This is a genomic window from Halorussus gelatinilyticus (assembly GCF_023238445.1).
Lineage (GTDB): Archaea > Halobacteriota > Halobacteria > Halobacteriales > Haladaptataceae > Halorussus > Halorussus gelatinilyticus.
Genome location: NZ_CP096658.1, coordinates 2,986,542 through 3,001,957, shown reverse-complemented (window position 1 = coordinate 3,001,957; position 15,416 = coordinate 2,986,542). Strand labels below are relative to the sequence as shown.

The 15,416-nt window shown below is 68.6% G+C and carries 14 protein-coding genes; 11 read left to right on the top strand and 3 right to left on the bottom strand.

The window, feature by feature from the left end; all coding sequences use genetic code 11:
• The first annotated feature begins 11 nt into the window (after positions 1 to 11).
• The 10 genes from M0R88_RS15400 to queC all read left to right on the top strand — a co-directional run bounded on the left by M0R88_RS15400 (position 12) and on the right by queC (position 6,803).
• The gene (locus M0R88_RS15400; RefSeq protein ID WP_248654379.1) at positions 12 to 311 is read left to right on the top strand and encodes a sulfurtransferase TusA family protein; all 300 of its coding nucleotides are present in this window, start codon (positions 12 to 14) and stop codon (positions 309 to 311) included.
• On the top strand, positions 308 to 640 hold the full coding sequence (locus M0R88_RS15395; RefSeq protein ID WP_248654378.1) for a rhodanese-like domain-containing protein: 333 nt from the start codon (positions 308 to 310) through the stop codon (positions 638 to 640). The genes M0R88_RS15400 and M0R88_RS15395 overlap by 4 nt, the downstream gene beginning before the upstream one ends.
• Positions 641 to 961: 321 nt before the next feature.
• Positions 962 to 1,156 carry a hydrogenase maturation nickel metallochaperone HypA gene (locus M0R88_RS15390; protein WP_248654377.1) on the top strand — a complete coding sequence of 65 codons (195 nt, stop codon included), beginning with the start codon at positions 962 to 964 and terminating at the stop codon, positions 1,154 to 1,156.
• A 140-nt stretch (positions 1,157 to 1,296) separates the two neighbouring features.
• Entirely contained in the window at positions 1,297 to 2,859 is a 1,563-nt protein-coding gene (locus tag M0R88_RS15385) for a lamin tail domain-containing protein (protein WP_248654376.1), read from the top strand.
• A complete protein-coding gene (locus M0R88_RS15380; protein WP_248654375.1) occupies positions 2,852 to 3,256 on the top strand; it encodes a DUF3006 family protein in 405 nt (134 codons plus the stop codon). The genes M0R88_RS15385 and M0R88_RS15380 overlap by 8 nt, the downstream gene beginning before the upstream one ends.
• Before the next feature lie 149 nt (positions 3,257 to 3,405).
• Positions 3,406 to 4,422 (top strand): hypothetical protein, encoded by a 1,017-nt coding sequence (locus M0R88_RS15375; protein ID WP_248654374.1) that lies wholly within the window; start codon positions 3,406 to 3,408, stop codon positions 4,420 to 4,422.
• A gap of 40 nt (positions 4,423 to 4,462) precedes the next feature.
• Positions 4,463 to 4,915, top strand: a complete 453-nt coding sequence (locus tag M0R88_RS15370; RefSeq protein WP_248654373.1) for a 6-pyruvoyl trahydropterin synthase family protein — start codon at positions 4,463 to 4,465, stop codon at positions 4,913 to 4,915.
• Between the two features lie 2 nt (positions 4,916 to 4,917).
• Positions 4,918 to 5,715, top strand: coding sequence for a 7-carboxy-7-deazaguanine synthase QueE (locus tag M0R88_RS15365; RefSeq protein WP_248654372.1), 798 nt, complete (start codon positions 4,918 to 4,920; stop codon positions 5,713 to 5,715).
• A 63-nt stretch (positions 5,716 to 5,778) separates the two neighbouring features.
• Entirely contained in the window at positions 5,779 to 6,021 is a 243-nt protein-coding gene (locus M0R88_RS15360) for a hypothetical protein (RefSeq protein WP_248654371.1), read from the top strand.
• A gap of 77 nt (positions 6,022 to 6,098) precedes the next feature.
• Complete coding sequence (gene queC / locus M0R88_RS15355; protein ID WP_248654370.1) at positions 6,099 to 6,803, top strand: 7-cyano-7-deazaguanine synthase QueC; 705 nt, start codon at positions 6,099 to 6,101, stop codon at positions 6,801 to 6,803.
• A 264-nt stretch (positions 6,804 to 7,067) separates the two neighbouring features.
• Here the strand turns inward: queC and M0R88_RS15350 are convergent, their stop codons facing one another.
• Both M0R88_RS15350 and M0R88_RS15345 read right to left on the bottom strand, forming a co-directional pair.
• Positions 7,068 to 10,136 (bottom strand): PKD domain-containing protein, encoded by a 3,069-nt coding sequence (locus M0R88_RS15350; protein WP_248654369.1) that lies wholly within the window; start codon positions 10,134 to 10,136, stop codon positions 7,068 to 7,070.
• A gap of 165 nt (positions 10,137 to 10,301) precedes the next feature.
• Positions 10,302 to 10,793 (bottom strand): cupin domain-containing protein, encoded by a 492-nt coding sequence (locus tag M0R88_RS15345; protein ID WP_248654368.1) that lies wholly within the window; start codon positions 10,791 to 10,793, stop codon positions 10,302 to 10,304.
• Between the two features lie 83 nt (positions 10,794 to 10,876).
• On the opposite strand from M0R88_RS15345, the gene arsN2 reads away from it, so the two are divergent.
• Complete coding sequence (gene arsN2 / locus M0R88_RS15340) at positions 10,877 to 11,329, top strand: arsenic resistance N-acetyltransferase ArsN2 (RefSeq protein WP_248654367.1); 453 nt, start codon at positions 10,877 to 10,879, stop codon at positions 11,327 to 11,329.
• A 70-nt stretch (positions 11,330 to 11,399) separates the two neighbouring features.
• On the opposite strand, the gene M0R88_RS15335 is transcribed toward arsN2, so the two are convergent.
• A complete protein-coding gene (locus M0R88_RS15335; RefSeq protein WP_248654366.1) occupies positions 11,400 to 15,245 on the bottom strand; it encodes a PKD domain-containing protein in 3,846 nt (1,281 codons plus the stop codon).
• Positions 15,246 to 15,416 lie beyond the last annotated feature (171 nt).

Sequence of the window (15,416 nt, the reverse complement as noted above, 5' to 3'; positions counted from 1 at the left end):
CTACGACAATCATGAGCGGACCATCACTAGACGACGTGACGGACAGCCCGGACGAACTGGACGACGAAACGGCCGAAGAGTTGGTCGCCCAGGCCTCGGAGGTACAGGACATGACCGGCGAGGTCTGTCCGTATCCGCAGGTCGAGGCGAAGAAGGCGATCCAACAACTTGACGAGGGGGAGTTACTCGTCCAGGAGACCGACCACGTCCCATCGACTGAAAACGTTCCGCGAGCGGTCAGCGACGCGGCCGAGGCGAAGGTCTGGCGCAGTGGAAACGGCCTCTACCGGATCTACCTCTGGAAACAATGACCGTCACGGAAATCGACCCCGACGAGGTCAGTCCGGAGAGAGTCGACATTATCGACATCAGGGATACAGACGACTTCCGGGAGGGACACATCCCCCACGCAGCGAACATCCCGTTAGGTGACCTCGAGGACGTCGTCGACGACCGCGACTGGGGGGACGAAGTAGTAGTCGCCTGTTACGTCGGTCAGACGTCCAAGCAAGCGGCACGGCTCATCGACGCCTACGCCGACGACGCGACGGTCGCGAGTATGGCGGGCGGGTACGAGAGTTGGGACGGCCCACTCGAGCGACCGGAAAGCCGCTCACCGTCTTCCGCCGACGACGATTGAGCGAAACAGTACTCGTCCCAGTAGATGCCGCTCTTTCCGCTATCGCTGTCGTCGGCCTTGGCTACCGACTCCAAACGCTCGAAAAGAGGGAGTAGTTCGTCAGCCGGACGGAGTCGGTGGGTCGGTGGGTGCGTTCCGGAGCCCACGAGTTGGCGAGCGACGGGTTCGTCGTTCGCCGTGATACGACCCGGCCGTCATCGGGTATACGGCCACACGAATTCTAGCTAAAACCGGGAGTATTACCGGAAATCATACGCTCCCGAGAGGCTATGCCCTAACGGCTATGGAACATATTTACGGGTTCGTATCCATCCTTCGAACATGGCCGTGAGCGATTCGCCGCCGATCGGTCTTCGTCACCTGACAGTGAACCCCGACCCGAGTGGCACCACGTCGCCGCAGGACCGGTCCGGGACGTGCGAATGCAACGACTGTAGCTACACCGTCGAAACGGACGACGACCTGCCGCCGAAGTGTCCCGACTGCGACGGGGCACTGACCTTCGTGCGGTCGTGACCGGGTCCGCGTAACGGAAGATTCTCCACCGAACGAGTGGCGACCGACGGCCCATCTTTTGACGCGAACTCGGCGACGGCCCGTCAGAATCGTCTCAACGTGGGAAAGAGTGTTGCCGCTCCGGGCCGTGAAGTGACTCGATGGGCCGCCCTCTCCGCGCGCCTCGAATCGCGTACGCCGTCGTCGCGCTCGTCGTCGTCGCGTCGGTGGCCGGCTGTCTCGGCGGCGTCACCCCCGGCGATTCGCCGGGGAGCGCCGCGACGACCGATGTTGGTCTCGCCCCGACCAACGACCAGAACGCCAGCGAGGGAACCCTCTCGGTTCACTTCATCCACGTCGGACAGGGCAGTAGCGTCCTCGTCGTCGGACCCGAAGGCGAGACCCTGCTCTACGACACCGGCAACTGGGACGACGACGGCGAACACGTTCTCGACTACCTGCGGGAGCGCAACGTCACTCGAATCGACTACCTCGTGACCTCGCACGCCGACGCCGACCACGTCGGCGGTCACGCCGAGGTCATCGAGTACTTCGAGACCGAGGCCGACGGAATCGGAGCCGTCTACGACCCCGGCATCGCGGCGGCTACGCGGACCTACGAGGACTACCTCGACGCGGTGGAACGCCACAACGTCACCCTCTACCGGACGCAGGCGGGCGACGAGATTCCGATGGCGGGCGCGTCGGTCCGGGTGCTGGCACCGCCGGAAGGCTACCTCGCCGACCGCGAGCGCAACGAGAACAGCCTCGTCCTCCGGGTCGGGTACGGAAACGCGAGCGTCCTCCTGCCCGGCGACGCGGAGCGAGCGGCCGAGCGCTACCTTACCGAGCGTTACGCCGGGGCGCTGAACGCGACCCTGCTGGCGGCGGGCCACCACGGGTCGAACTCCAGCACCGGACCGCGGATGCTCCGCGCGGTCAGCCCGCGAGTGGTCGTCGTCCAGAGCGCCTACGACTCGCCGTACGGCCACCCGCACCGCGAAGTGCTGGCGCGCCTCGCCGACCGGGGCGTCCCGATCTACTGGACCGGCGTCCACGGCACCGTCGTCTTCGAGACCGACGGCGAGCGCGCGGTCGTCCGGACCCAACGCGACGCGCCGACCGACCCGCTTGAACTCCGGAGCGCGCCGGGCGTCGCGCCCGGCGCGGACGGGGCGCTCGAACGGCGGGCGACGTTCCCGGTCGGTCCGAGCGCCGTCTCGCCGTCCGCCGGAAGCACGGCGACCGTCGCAACCGACGGCGGAAGGACGGACGCCACCGAGACGACCGGAGCGAACGGTTCAGACGCGACCGACGCGCCAAACTCCGACGCGACCGGAGCGAACGACTCCGATGCGACCGAATCGCCGGACGGCAGTTCGGTCGCCGGCTCGCTGGCCGTCGCCGAAGTCCACGCCGACGCGCGCGGCGACGAGGACGCCAACCTGAACGACGAGTACGTCGTCCTCCGGAACGCGGGCGACCGGGCCATCGACCTCTCGGGGTGGACCGTCTCCGACGAGGCCGACCACCGCTACGTCTTCCCCGAGGGAACCAAACTCGCGCCGGGCGAGACGCTGACGCTCCGGACCGGTCGGGGGACCGACGGCGGCGGCGACTACCACTGGAACGCCGACGCGCCGGTCTGGAACAACGCGGGCGACACGGTTTTCGTCCGCGACGCCGACGGGTCGCTCGTGCTGGAGGTCGAGTACGATGGGTGACCGCGAGAGCGAGCGAGCCGAGATTCCGGACGGGCGCTACGTCGCGGTCCTCGACCGCTTCGAGGAACTCGACCCCGCCGACGCCGGGGGCCCCACGGAGCGCGACGGGAATGGCACGGAGCATGACGAACGTCCCGCGGAGCGCGGCGGCCGCGAACTCGCCGTCCTCCTGATGGAGTCCGACGACGAGGTGGTCGCCGAGCGCGCGATTCCGACGTGGCGACTCCCCGCGGACGCCCGGCGGCGGGACGCCGTGCTGGAACTGGACGTTACGAACGGGTTCGTCGTCTCGATGGCGTACGACGCCGCGGCGACCGAGCGCCGGACCGACTCCGCCCAGTCGCGGTTCGACCGACTGGCCGAGCGGCCGGACGACGATTCCGACGAATCGTCGTAGCGGAATCTAGAGTCACTGTAGAGAATGGTATAGACACGTTTTAGGTAGGAGTATCTTTCCAAAAAATAGGTGTAGCCATTCCTTGAGCGGGCGGCGACGGGCAGAGGCGCGACAGAAAGCACTTGTCGGGGCTTCGAGTATCGGCGCGTATGCCCTCTCAGGAACGACGCCGCCTGCTCCGAACGAGCGCCGCCGCCCTCGCCGCCGTCGGCGCGACCGGCTGTCTCGGCGGCGGCAGTCGGTCGTCCCGCGACGGGACGACCGACGACTCCGCGACCGACGAGAACGCGACCGAGCGACGAACGACCGGCGGCGAGGCGACGACCGGCGAACCGACCACCGACGACCGGACGCCCGACGACGCGGAATCGTTCGCGCTTCCGGAGTCGTCGGTCCGGTCGGTCGCCGACGCGCGCGTCGGCGTGGCGAACCCCGTCGCTCGGTCGACGGTCGCGTACGACTCCATCATGGGGTCGAGCGGCGTCCTCGCGTCCGAGGGAACTCAGTTCGTCGTGGCCGCTGTCCAGAGCGACGACGGGTCGGGAGCCGACGCCGCGGGACCGCCCGCCTACGACGCCTTCGAGTTGGTCGCCGGCGGCGAGCGCTTCCCCGCGGTCGAAATCGAGCAGCGGACCACCGGCGCGTTCACCACGTCGCTGGCCGGCCGCGGCGAAATTAAGTACGACGACCCGTACGCGAACAGCGGCGGCGAGAGCCGCGTCGGCTGGGTCGCCTTCGAGGTAGCGTCGCCGCTGTCCGCCGACTCGCCCGCGATTCGGTGTCGGTACGCCGGCGCGTCGGCGGTCTGGGACCTCCCCGGCGAGACGGCGACCGCGCTCGGCCGGCGAGCGCCCGACTTCGAACTCCGGTCGTTCGACGCGACGGTCGCCGGCGGCGATGGCGTCGAACTCTCGCTGACCGCCGAGAACGTCTCCGGAATCGCGGGCGAGTTTCTTGCCGCCGTCTACTGGCCGACCACCATCGCGGACGACGACGAGAGCCACATCGTCCGAGAGTCGGTCGGCCCGAACGGTCGCGTCGAGTGGTCGAAGACCGTGGACGCCGAGTACGCCGCGTCGTCGGACGGCACCGTGACCGCGAGCGTCGAGGGCTGCGTCTCCGGGACGGCGACCGTCTCGCTGTCGGCGACGACCACCGAGCGGTAGGTTTGCGTGAACTTAAGTGCGCGCCGGATAATCTTCGGATATGTCTCAGCGAATCCTCGAATCCTCGCTCGCGGAGTCGGGCGAGCGCACGCTCTACGTCGGGCGCGACCGGCCCATCCGCATCTCCAGCGGCCACCGCATCCAGCACCACGACGGGAAGTGTAGCCGACCGCACGGCCACAACTACGAGATAACCGTCAAGGTCGTCGGCGAGTTGCGCGACGAAGGGTGGGTCGTGGACAAGGGCGATATTACCTCGATAATCTCCGAGTGGGACCACAGGTTCCTGTTGGAGGACGGCGACCCGCTGGTGGAGGCGTTCGAGGCGTCGGGCGACGGCGACGCGCTGGTCGTGCTGGACGCGCCGCCGACCGCCGAGGTCATGAGCGCGGTGCTGGAGCGCCGACTCGCCGACGAGTTGCCCGAGACCGTCTCGGAGGTCGCGGTGCAGGTCAGCGAGACCGCCGAACTCTGCGGCGGGGCCACCCTGTAGCGATGCCCGTCACCAGCGACGTGAACGAGAAGACGGGAGAATCGACGACCGAAGGGAGCGCCGACGCGCTCCCGGTCAACGAACTCTTCGAGTCGCTACAGGGCGAGGGCCGCCTCGCGGGCGTGCCCAGCGTCTTCGTGCGCACCTCGGGGTGCAACCTCCGGTGTTGGTTCTGCGACTCGTATCACACCTCGTGGGAACCGACCCACGCGACGATGAGCGTCGAGGAGATCGTGGCCGAGGTCGAGTCCTACGACGCCGAACACGTCGTCCTCACGGGCGGCGAACCCCTCCTGCACGACGCGTCGGTCGCGCTCCTGACGGAACTCGACGCGCGGGGCTACCACACCACCGTCGAGACCAACGGGACCATCCGTCGGGACGCGCCCATCGACCTCGCCAGCGTGAGTCCCAAACTGGCCTCCAGCACGCCGACGCCCGACGAGAACGCCAGACCCGACGGGAAACCGACCGACGCCGACGAGTGGGCCGAGCGCCACGCCGCTCGCCGCATCGACCTCGACGCGCTCGCGGCGCTGGTCGAGCGTTACGACTTCCAACTCAAGTTCGTCGTGGGCGAGCGCGACGATGCGGCCGAGATAACCGACCTGCTGGAGCGAATCCGGGACGCCGCCGCGGTCGAGATACGGGACACCGACGTCCTGCTGATGCCCGAGGGGGCGACGCGAGAGCGCATCGCCGAGACCCGACCTCTCGCCGCCGAACTCGCGCAGGAGTACGGCTTCCGGTACACGCCTCGCCTCCACGTCACGCTCTGGAACGACGCGCCCGAGACGTGACCCTCCGTCATCTTTAATTGGTCTCGTACCACTGACGATAGATAACGGAGTAGAAACTACCACATGGCACTCACTTCCGGCGGCTCGCACTCGTTCTCGGCGTTCGCCAGCATGATCGTCGCCACGGTCATCTCGAAGTACGTCTGGAACCAGACGCCCTCGTTCGTGGAGGTGTCGAACCTCGTCGGTGACCTGCTGGTCGCCACGACGGGCGTCGAACTCGCGCCCCGGACCGCCGGCAGCCTCCTCATCGCGTCGGGCCTCGCGTTCGTCTGGGGCGCGCTGTACCACGTCACGCGGCACTGACGCACTCCGTCACGCCGCCGACTCTCGCGCCGCTCGGAACCGTGCGACTCATCTGCTTGCCGGTCCACTCGTCGGGCATGACCGAGACGGACGACGAGAAGCGCGCGGTCGTCCTCGCCTCCGGCGGGATGGACAGCGCCACCGCGGCCTACCTCGCCGCGGACGAGGGGTACGACTGCTATCTGCTCCACACCTCCTACGGGCAGGAGACCGAAGACAGGGAGTACGAGTGCGCCCGACGACTCGCCGACGAACTCGACGCCGCGGACTTCCTCCGGGTCGAGACGGGCCACCTCGCGGCCATCGGCGGGTCGAGCCTCACCGACGACGAGATGGACGTGGCCGACGCCGACATGGACTCCGAGGAGGTCCCGACCTCCTACGTCCCGTTCCGGAACGCCAACCTGCTGGCGATGGCGACCGCCTACGCCGAGGCCAACGACTGCGAGGCCGTCTTCATCGGTGCCCACAGCGAGGACTTCTCGGGCTACCCCGACTGCCGCCCGGCGTTCTTCGACGCCTTCCAGCGGGTCATCGACACCGGGACGAAAGACGAGACCGACGTCGAACTGCGCGCGCCCTTCGTGGAGTGGTCGAAGACCGACATCGCCGAGCGCGGCGTGGAGTTGGGCGTCCCCTACGAACACACGTGGAGTTGCTACCGCGAGGAGGCCCCGGCCTGCGGCACCTGCGACGCCTGCGCGTTCCGGTTGCAGGCGTTCCAGAACGTCGGCGTCGAGGACCCCATCGAGTACGCCGAACGGCCGGAGTACGCGGACTAGAGTACGTTTTGGAAACCGGTGGTCGCCGCCGAGGCCGAGGGATTTCTCTGCCGAAACTGGAAAATCAGTGAGAAGCGAGCTACTGCCGACGAAAAGGAGTCACCCCCACCGCGACCGCGGGCCACGTCCTCCCCACCCGATTGCGGTCCTCGGCCTGCGGCCTGCGGTTCTCATCCCTCGCGTGACGATGGCGCGACACGGGGTCGCGCCAGCACGCGCCGCGAGGGGGATTCATCGAGCGTTACCGAATCGGTCGGTTCGATCTCAGTTTCGCTTGCGCAGGGCGAGTAGCGCCGCCACCAACGCCGCGACCGAGACCCCGACGCCGAAGCCCGGAATCGGCACGTCGGGACTCGGCGACTCGCCCCCGTCGCGCTTCTCCGCGACCGAGACCGCGGCCGTCGCGTTGCCCACCTCGGCGGTGTAGTTGCCCGCCGCGTCGATTCGCCGGACGAACGTCACCTCGGCGCGCTCGCCCGCCGAGAGGTTCACCTGCTTCGCGGCGACCTCCTCGCCGAACAGCGAGAGCGAGAGGGTGCGCTCGCCGGACGCCGACCCGCGGTTCTCCACCGTCGCGGTGACGGCGACGTGCTGGCCCGCGGTGATACTCGACTCGTTGACCGACACGTCGGCGACGACCACCTCGGCGGTCGGTTCGGCCACGGTCACGTTGCCGACTCGCGCGCTCACAGGCCCGAGGCGGTCGCCGGCGAGACCGACCGCGTGCGTGCCCGGCGCGAGCTCGGCGTCGAGCGTGACCTCCACAGTCGCGTTCGCGGGCACCGTGACCGTCTTCGTCGCCACGACCTCGCCGTCGGCGGTGAGATTCGCGGCGAGCGTCGCGGCCGAGTCGCCCTCGTTTCGGAGCGTCGCGTTCAGCGCGACCGGTTCGTCCGCGGCGACCGCGCTGGCCGCGAGGTCGGCGTCGGCGACCGTCACCGCGCGCTCCGCGCCGACTGCAACCGGCGCGAAGCCGTCGGTCTCGACGTTCAGGCGGACGGTCTCGCCCCGCGACTCGACCGTCGCGTTGACCCGCTTCCACCCGTCGCCCGCGCGCCGGTACGCGGTCAGGTCCGCGGGCGCGAGGCCCGCCTCGTCGAGGCGGGACCGGTCGATTGCGACGGCGTAGCGCACGCTCCCGACCTGCCTCGGTTCGACGTACTTCGCGCCGACCGACAGCGACGCCAGCGTCACGTCCGCCGGCGGGACCGCGGTGGAGTCGTCGGGGGTCCGGGCGGTCTCCACGACGAGGTGGGTCTCGTCGCGCGAGAGGTTCACGGCTAGCTCGCGGAACGCGACGCCGGTGGCGTTCGCCGCCGCGGTCGCGGGCAGGGCGGCCCGAATCGTCTCCTCGGCCCGACCGTTGCGCACGTCCACGAGTCCGGCGTTCGGGCCGCGGGTCTCGGTCTCCGTCAGAATCGGCGGCGGGCCGCGGTTCGCCGCGCCGCCTCCGCCACCTCCGCTCGCGCCTCCGCCGCCATTGCCCGAGTCACTGCCGCCGCCATCGCCAACGCCCGAACTACCGCCGTCTTCGTCGCGTTTGGCTCGCTCGTCGCGTTCGACTTCGACGCGGGCCGTGGCGTCGTCGGCGTTGCCGCCGCGGTCGATTGCGGTGACGGTCGCGGTGTAGTTGCCCGCCGACCCGTAGGCGTGGCGGACCGTCGCGTCCTCGGTGGTCCGGTCCACCTCGCCGTCGCCGTCGAAGTCCCAGCGGTAGGTCGTGACGCTCGTCTCGCCGTCCGCGGACGCGTTCGCGTCGAAGGTGACGTTCGTCCCCGTCTTCGTTCGATTACTCCCGGCAGCGAGCGCGGCGTTCGGGGGCGTCTCGTCCTCGGGGAACACCTCGACGGTCACGTTCGCGGTGGCCGCGTTGTCCGCGGCGTCGGTGACGGTGACGGTCGCCTCGTAGGTCCCGGCCTCGTCGTAGCGATGGGTCGCCGTCCCGCCGGAGTCCGTCGCCGCGGTTCCGTCGCCGAAGGCCCACTCGTAGGCCGCGATTCCGCGGTCGTCCGAGGCGTTGGCGTCGAACCGGACGGGCGCGCCCGCCTCGACGGCGGTCAGGTTCGCCGCGACCGCGACCTCCGGCGAGGTCTCGTCGGCCGCCGCGATGTCGAGTTGCCGAGTCGCGGTCGCGTTCTGCCCGGTCTCGTCCACGACTTCGAGCGAGACGGGGACCGTGCCGTTCTCTTCGGGGGTGTAGGCCACGCGCTCACCGGTCGCCGTGGTGTCGTTGCCGAGCGTCCAGCGGTAGCTCTCGATGCCGGTGTCGTCGGTCGAGTTGCCCGCGGTGAGGACGACCTGCCGGCCTTCGACCGGCGTCTCGGGCGAGGCGACCCGGAAAGCGGCCTCGGGCGGGTCGTCGGTCCCGATTTCGACCGTCGCCTGCGCGCGGTCGGCGTTCCCGACCTCGTCCACGACCGTCACGTTGGCCTCGTAGGTGCCCGCTTCGCCGAACTCGTGGGCGACCGTCGCGTCCTCGGTGGTCCGGTCCACCTCGCCGTCGCCGTCGAAGTCCCAGCGGTACTCCGCGACGCCGGTCTCGCCGTCCGCGGACGCGCTGGCGTCGAAGGTGACGGGAGCGCCGACCGTGCCCGACTCGACGTCGAGTCGGGCGTTCGGCGCGGTCTCGTCCGGTTCGCAGGTCCCGGTCCGAATCGTGAGTCGGTCGTCCATGTCGAGGCTCACCGCACTCGGGTCGCCGACGCTCCCGGACAGGAACTGCCACGCCGCGGTGTCGCCCGAGCGGTCCACCGGCGAGTCGTAGAGCGCGGCCCGCTCGTCGAAGGCGGGGTCGATGGTGACCGCGGTGCCGTCGCGGTCGAGTCCCCGGAAGACCGCCCCGTCGGTCCGGTCGCCGTACCACGACCAGTCGATGCGATTCCGGGCGAAGCGGTCGTCTTGGTCGCTGTAGTCGTCGTCCTCGACCACCCAGTCCCCGCCGCTCGGCAGGCCGCCGAACCGGAACGTCGCGGCGCTCCCGTCGCCCCGGTCGCCGCCGACCTCGTTGTGGATTATCACGAGGCTCACTCCGTTCGGACCGTCGTAGAGGAAGAGTCGGCTGGTGTCGGCCCGCGTGAGGTGGTCGGGCATGTACGAGCTATAGGTGTACCTCTGCGCGCCGTCGTCGTTCTCGACGTTCCGATAGTCGTAGAACGAGCGCACGTCCTCGCCGTTCGAGAGCGGCGAGACCTCGTAGCACCGGCCGTTCTGCTCCACGACGAACGAGTGCTCCGCGGCCGCGGCGGTGTCGCTGACGGGCGACAGCGGAATCGCCGCGCCGACCACGAGGAAGACGATACCGACGATAGCGAGACGCGTGCGTGTCCGAGTCATGAGGGAAATCCGCGAGCGGGCGGTCGCTTGCCCGGAGATTTCCCCGAGACGGCCTTTGTTATACGTCGGCTTCCCCGAACTAGCCCGACCCGGACGAGACTCGTCGCTCGGGCTTAATCGCGGTCAGTCGCGGCTTAGAACGAGGGTGGACTCCAGTCAGGCGGCCTACGTTTCGTCCTCCTCGCCCCGCCAGTAGTCCACGTCGGCGTCGCGCTCGTAGTAGCCGTGGACGGTCCGCTCGTCGCGGCCGCCGGGCGGCGACCCGGCGAAGACGCCCACCTTCCCCGTGTCGGGGTAGACGGTCACGTCGGGGTCGTTCATCGTGGAGACGGCCAGATAGCGCAGCGGCTCGTCGGAGTCGTTGACCACGCGGTGCGCGCCCGACTCGTCCGCGGGAAGCGCGACGTAGTCGCCCGCCTCCAGCGCCACCGTCTCGCCGCCGAGTCGGAGCGACCCCGCCCCGTCGAGGACGTACAGCGCCTCCTCGTTGCCGGTGTGGTAGTGGTAGGGCCACGACCGCTTGCCCGGCGGGAGTTCGTACAGGCTCGCGCCCAACCGCTCGCCGTCGGCGGCCTCGCCCAACTGCTTGCGCCGGAGTTTCGTCTCGCCCCGTTCGAGCGTCGTCCAGTCGAGGTCTGCCTCGTTGACTTTGCTCATACCCGACGCGACGGAGCGACGGGTGAAAAGCGTCGGGTCGCTCGCGGAGGAAAACGTAAGACGCGCGAGTCGGTACGGGGCGTATGAACGACTCGACGGTCACGCTCCGGCCCGCAGACGAGGACGCGCTGTCGTACGTCGAGACCCTGTTGGAGCGAAACGACCTCCCCGCGTCTGACGTGCGGTCGAACCCCGACTGCTTCTACGTCGCTTACGACGGCGACGAGGCGGTCGGCGTCGGCGGCGTCGAGCGATACGGGTCCGACGGTCTCCTCCGGTCGGTCGTCGTCGAGCGCTCGGCCCGCGGCGACGGACTCGGGACGGCGCTCTGCGACGCGCTGGAGCGCGACGCCCGCGATTCGGGAGTCGAAACGCTCTACCTGCTCGCGACGACCGCGGCCGAGTTCTTCGCCGACCGGGGTTACGACGAAATCGAGCGCGCCGCCGCGCCCGAGACGATTCGCCAGACCACCGAGTTCACCGACCTCTGTCCCGACTCGGCGACCTGCATGAAGCGGTCGCTGTCGAGTCGATAGCGGTCGCTCGCCGAGAACCGGGACGCCAAAAAAGGACAATCGAAGCGAAAGACCGCGTCGCGCGGCGGCGTTACTGTCGGCGGAGCGCGACCAGCGCGGCGGCCACTAGCGCGACCAGCGTGACGCCGACGCCGAATCCGGGGACGCCGGAGGAGTTGTCGTCGGTCGTCGTCGCGGTCGAGGTCTGCATACCGCTCGATTCGTCGTCGGTCGTCGTGGTATCGACGCCTTCCACGACGATTTCCGCGTTCTGACTGCCGACCGCGACCTCGTAGACGCCGCTCTCGCCGAGCGTGTGCGTGAAGGTCACGTCGGTCGCGTCGCCCGCGGCGACCGAGACGGTCTTGGTGGCGACGACTTCGCCGCCGACCGTCAGTTCGACTTTCTGCTCGCCCGCGGCGTGGCCGGTGTTCCGGACCGTCGCGGTGACGGTCACGGAGGTTCCGGGTTTGACCGACGCGCTCCCGACCGAGAGGTCGGTGACGCTCGTGACGGCCTTGCCGATGCCGACCGCGAACGTGCCGTTCGAGACGTTCGCACCGAATCGGTAGGCGTCGTCGGTCTCGTTGAGGCGACTCGTCTCGACCGCGCTCCACGAGCCGTTCTCGTAGCGGAACAGTTCGACCGCTCCGGGGGCCGCGCCGGATTCGTTCAGTCGGTCCTTCGAGACGGTGAACGTCGTCCGGTCGGCACCGCTGACGTTCAGGTACGAGAGCGCCGCGAAGCCGTCCTTCTGGACGGTCGGCGCGGTGACGTTCGCGGGAACCGTGTCGCTGACCTTCACGGTCGGGTCGGCGTCCGAACTGCTCGCGTGGACGGTGACCGACCCGACGTTACCGTCCGCGTCCGTCAGCGGCGCGGTGACCTTCGAGTCGTCGGTGTTCTTCGCGTCGCTGTCGTCGTTCGAGTTCCCGCCGTTTCCGCCGGGGTTGGCGGGCGGGACGTAGCCGCCGTTCGAGCCGCCGTTGTTCCCGTCCTTGACTCCCTTCTTGGAGTCGCCGTCGTCGCCGTTCTTCGAGTCGTCGTCCGCCGGCAGGACGTTGACGGTCGTCTGCATCCGGGTGTTGTGCCCTTCGAGGTCCCGCATGAGGAGCGTGACCGTCTTGTTGCCGGTCTCGTGGAAGGTGTGGGTCGCAACCTTGCCCTTCGTGCGGTTCTCGCCGTCGAACTTCCAGTTGATGTAGTCGAGACCGCTCGGGTCGCCGGCGCCCTTCGCGGTCACGTTGAACTGCTCGCCGACCGTGACGTTGTCGGGCGCGACGAGTTTCGCGGTCGGACCCTGCAGGTCCACGACTTCGACCGTCTTCGTCGCCGTGTCGGTGTCGCCGTCCGCCTCCGTCACGGTGACGCTGACCTCGTAGGTGCCTTCCTCGTCGTAGACGTTCCACGTCTCGATACCGACGTACGACTGCTTGCCGGTGTCGTGTTCGTAGCCGTCGTCGCCGACGATGTCCCACTGATAGGTCAGGTCGCCGTCGCCGGTCGAACCGCTGGCGACGAGCTTGCCGATGGAGCCGAAGGCGAACGTGTCGTCGACCGCGAGCGCCGCGTTGGGCCCGGTGTCCTTCGGCGGTTCGGTCGAGGCCTTCTCGACGGTCACCGTGGACTGAGTCGAGTCGGTCTGGCCGCTGGTGTCCACGACCGTCACGGTCGCGTGATAGCTTCCCGCGGCCGAGTACTGGTGGGTGACGTTGGACTTCTCGGTCGTCCGGTCTACCGTACCGTCGCCGTCGAAGTCCCACTTGTACGCGGTCACGTTCTCGTCGTCGCGGGACTGGCCCGCGGTGAACGCGACCGTCTCGTCCACTTCGACCGTCGTCGGGGCGGCCGCCAGCGAGGCGACCGGCGGCATGTCGCCGGACTCGATCTGCTCGGGCGTCGGACTCGTCGTCGTGGACGCGCCGAGACCGAACGTCGAGAAGTCGGTCTCCCAAACGAGGTTACTGTCGTTGTTCTCCGGGGTCCACTCGACGGTGAACGTGTGACGGCCGGGCTCGAACGTCTTCGTGGACTCCTCGGAGCCGTTCGCGCTGACGAGCTTACTGCCGCCGAGCATCGCGTGGTCGTTCGGGTTCACGTAGCCGAACGTGATATTGTACGTTCCGTTGTCCACCTTCGTCGCGTTCTGGACGAAGGTGCTCGGGCGCTCGGGTCGGACCGCGTCGAGTTGCGCCTCGAAGTCGGGGTTCTTCTTGCTGGCGTTCGCCGGGGTGTCGATGCCCTCCTCGTGGACGCTGACCGAGGAGATGACCGGCCCCCACTTGCCTTCGTCCTGCGCGTGGACGACCGTCGTTCCGTTCACCGGGCCGAGGTCGTAGTTCGAGGTGCCGACGCCGCTGGTGCCGAAGAACGTCGCGTCCACGAACACCGTCTCGTAGTCGCCGTGGATGCGCACCGCCGTCGCGTTGACGTACTCGATGGTCTTCGGTTCCGTCACCGTGACGGTGCCGTTCGCGGTGTCGGTGTTACCGTCGGTGTCCGTCACGGTGAGCGTGACGTTGTACTCGCCGGTGCTGTCGTAGGTGTGGTTGACCGTCTCGCCGCTCGCGCTCTCGCCGTCGCCGAACTGCCAGTCGAAGCTGACGATGCCCTCGTCGTCCGAGGAGTTACTCGCGTCGAGTTCGACCGCTTCGTTGTTGGCGACCGTCTGCGAGGAGAACGAGAAGGCCGCGGTGGGCGACCCGTCGCTCTGGGCGACCACCTCGACCGTGGCGGACTCCTCGACGCTAGTGCCGTTGTCGTAGGTCACGTTCACCGTCACGTCGTAGGTGCCCGCCTTGTCGTAGCTGTGCGAGACCTCCGTGCCGTTCTTCGTCGTACTGTCGAAGGTCCACTCGTAGCTGCTGACGTTGCTCGCGTTGGGCGCGTCCGCCGAGACGGTGAACTGTTCGCTGACGTTGACCGTCCCGGGCGCGTCGAGCGTCACCGTCGGACCGCTCGAATTACCGCTCTCGACCGTGACGGTCTCGTTCGCGCTGGCGGTGTTCCCGCCCTCGTCTACGACCGTCACCGAGGCGTCGTAGGTGTCGGCGGCGTCGTACGCGTACGAGGTCGTCGCCGACGTGGTGTTCCGGTCGATCTGGCCGTCGCCGTCGAAGTCCCAGCGGTACTCCGCGATGGAGGTCTGGCCGTCCGACGATTCGCCGGCGTCGAAGGAGACCGACTCGCCGGTCTGGGCGGTCTGAGGAGTCGCCGAGAGCGCCGCGTTCGGCGCGGTCTCGTCGGGGCAACCGCCCTTCTCGATGGTCAGGCTCTGGCCCTTGGTGAGGTCGTACTCGGTCCCGTCGCCGGACCGGAGCTTCCAATCGACGTTATCGGTCGCCTGCTCCCACTTGGGGTCGCGCTTCTGGTACGCCCACGAGTTCTCGCCGAAGGCCGACTCGATGGTGATGGCGTCGAAGCTCCCGCCGAGACCGCGGACCGCGGCACCGTCGGTTCGGCCGTCGTCCCACATCCAGTCGATGGACGAACTCGTCCCGCTGTGGTCGAAGTTGTCGTCCTGGTTCGGGTAGTCGTCGTCCTCGACGGCCCACGTGCGGTCGGCGGGCAGTCCCGAGATGTCGAACGAGATTGCGCCGGCCTTCGACGAGTTGAGTTCGTCGTGGAGCATCACGAGGCTCAGCCCCTTCGAGCCCTTGTAGACGAAGAGGTGACTGACCTGATTGTCTTGGATGGCTTTCGAGTTTTCACCGTAGGACGCGTACTTCGTCTCGGAACCGGACCGGTAGTCGTAGAACTCCTCTACCGTGTCGTCGCTGGTCGTGATGGGGGAGATCTCGTAACAGTTCTGGCCCTGCGTGACGTGGAACGTGGTCGCGTCGCCGGTCGGCGTCGCCGCGACCGAACCGACGCCCGCCGAGACCGACGAGACGACGAGCAGGAGCGTGAGCAGGACGCTCCGTGCGCGCTCGGTCACGAGGCGTCACCTCCGGGGGTGTCCGGGGAGTGTTCGTTCCGCGCCGTATCGGTCGGCGTACCTGTGCTAGCGTGGGAATACCGCCGCGTCGGCGGTGTTCCGTGGCGTCTGTGGTGGGGGTGTGCGTCGGGCATTCGTCTGCGTTTCTGGGGGTTAATTTCGGGTTTTCCG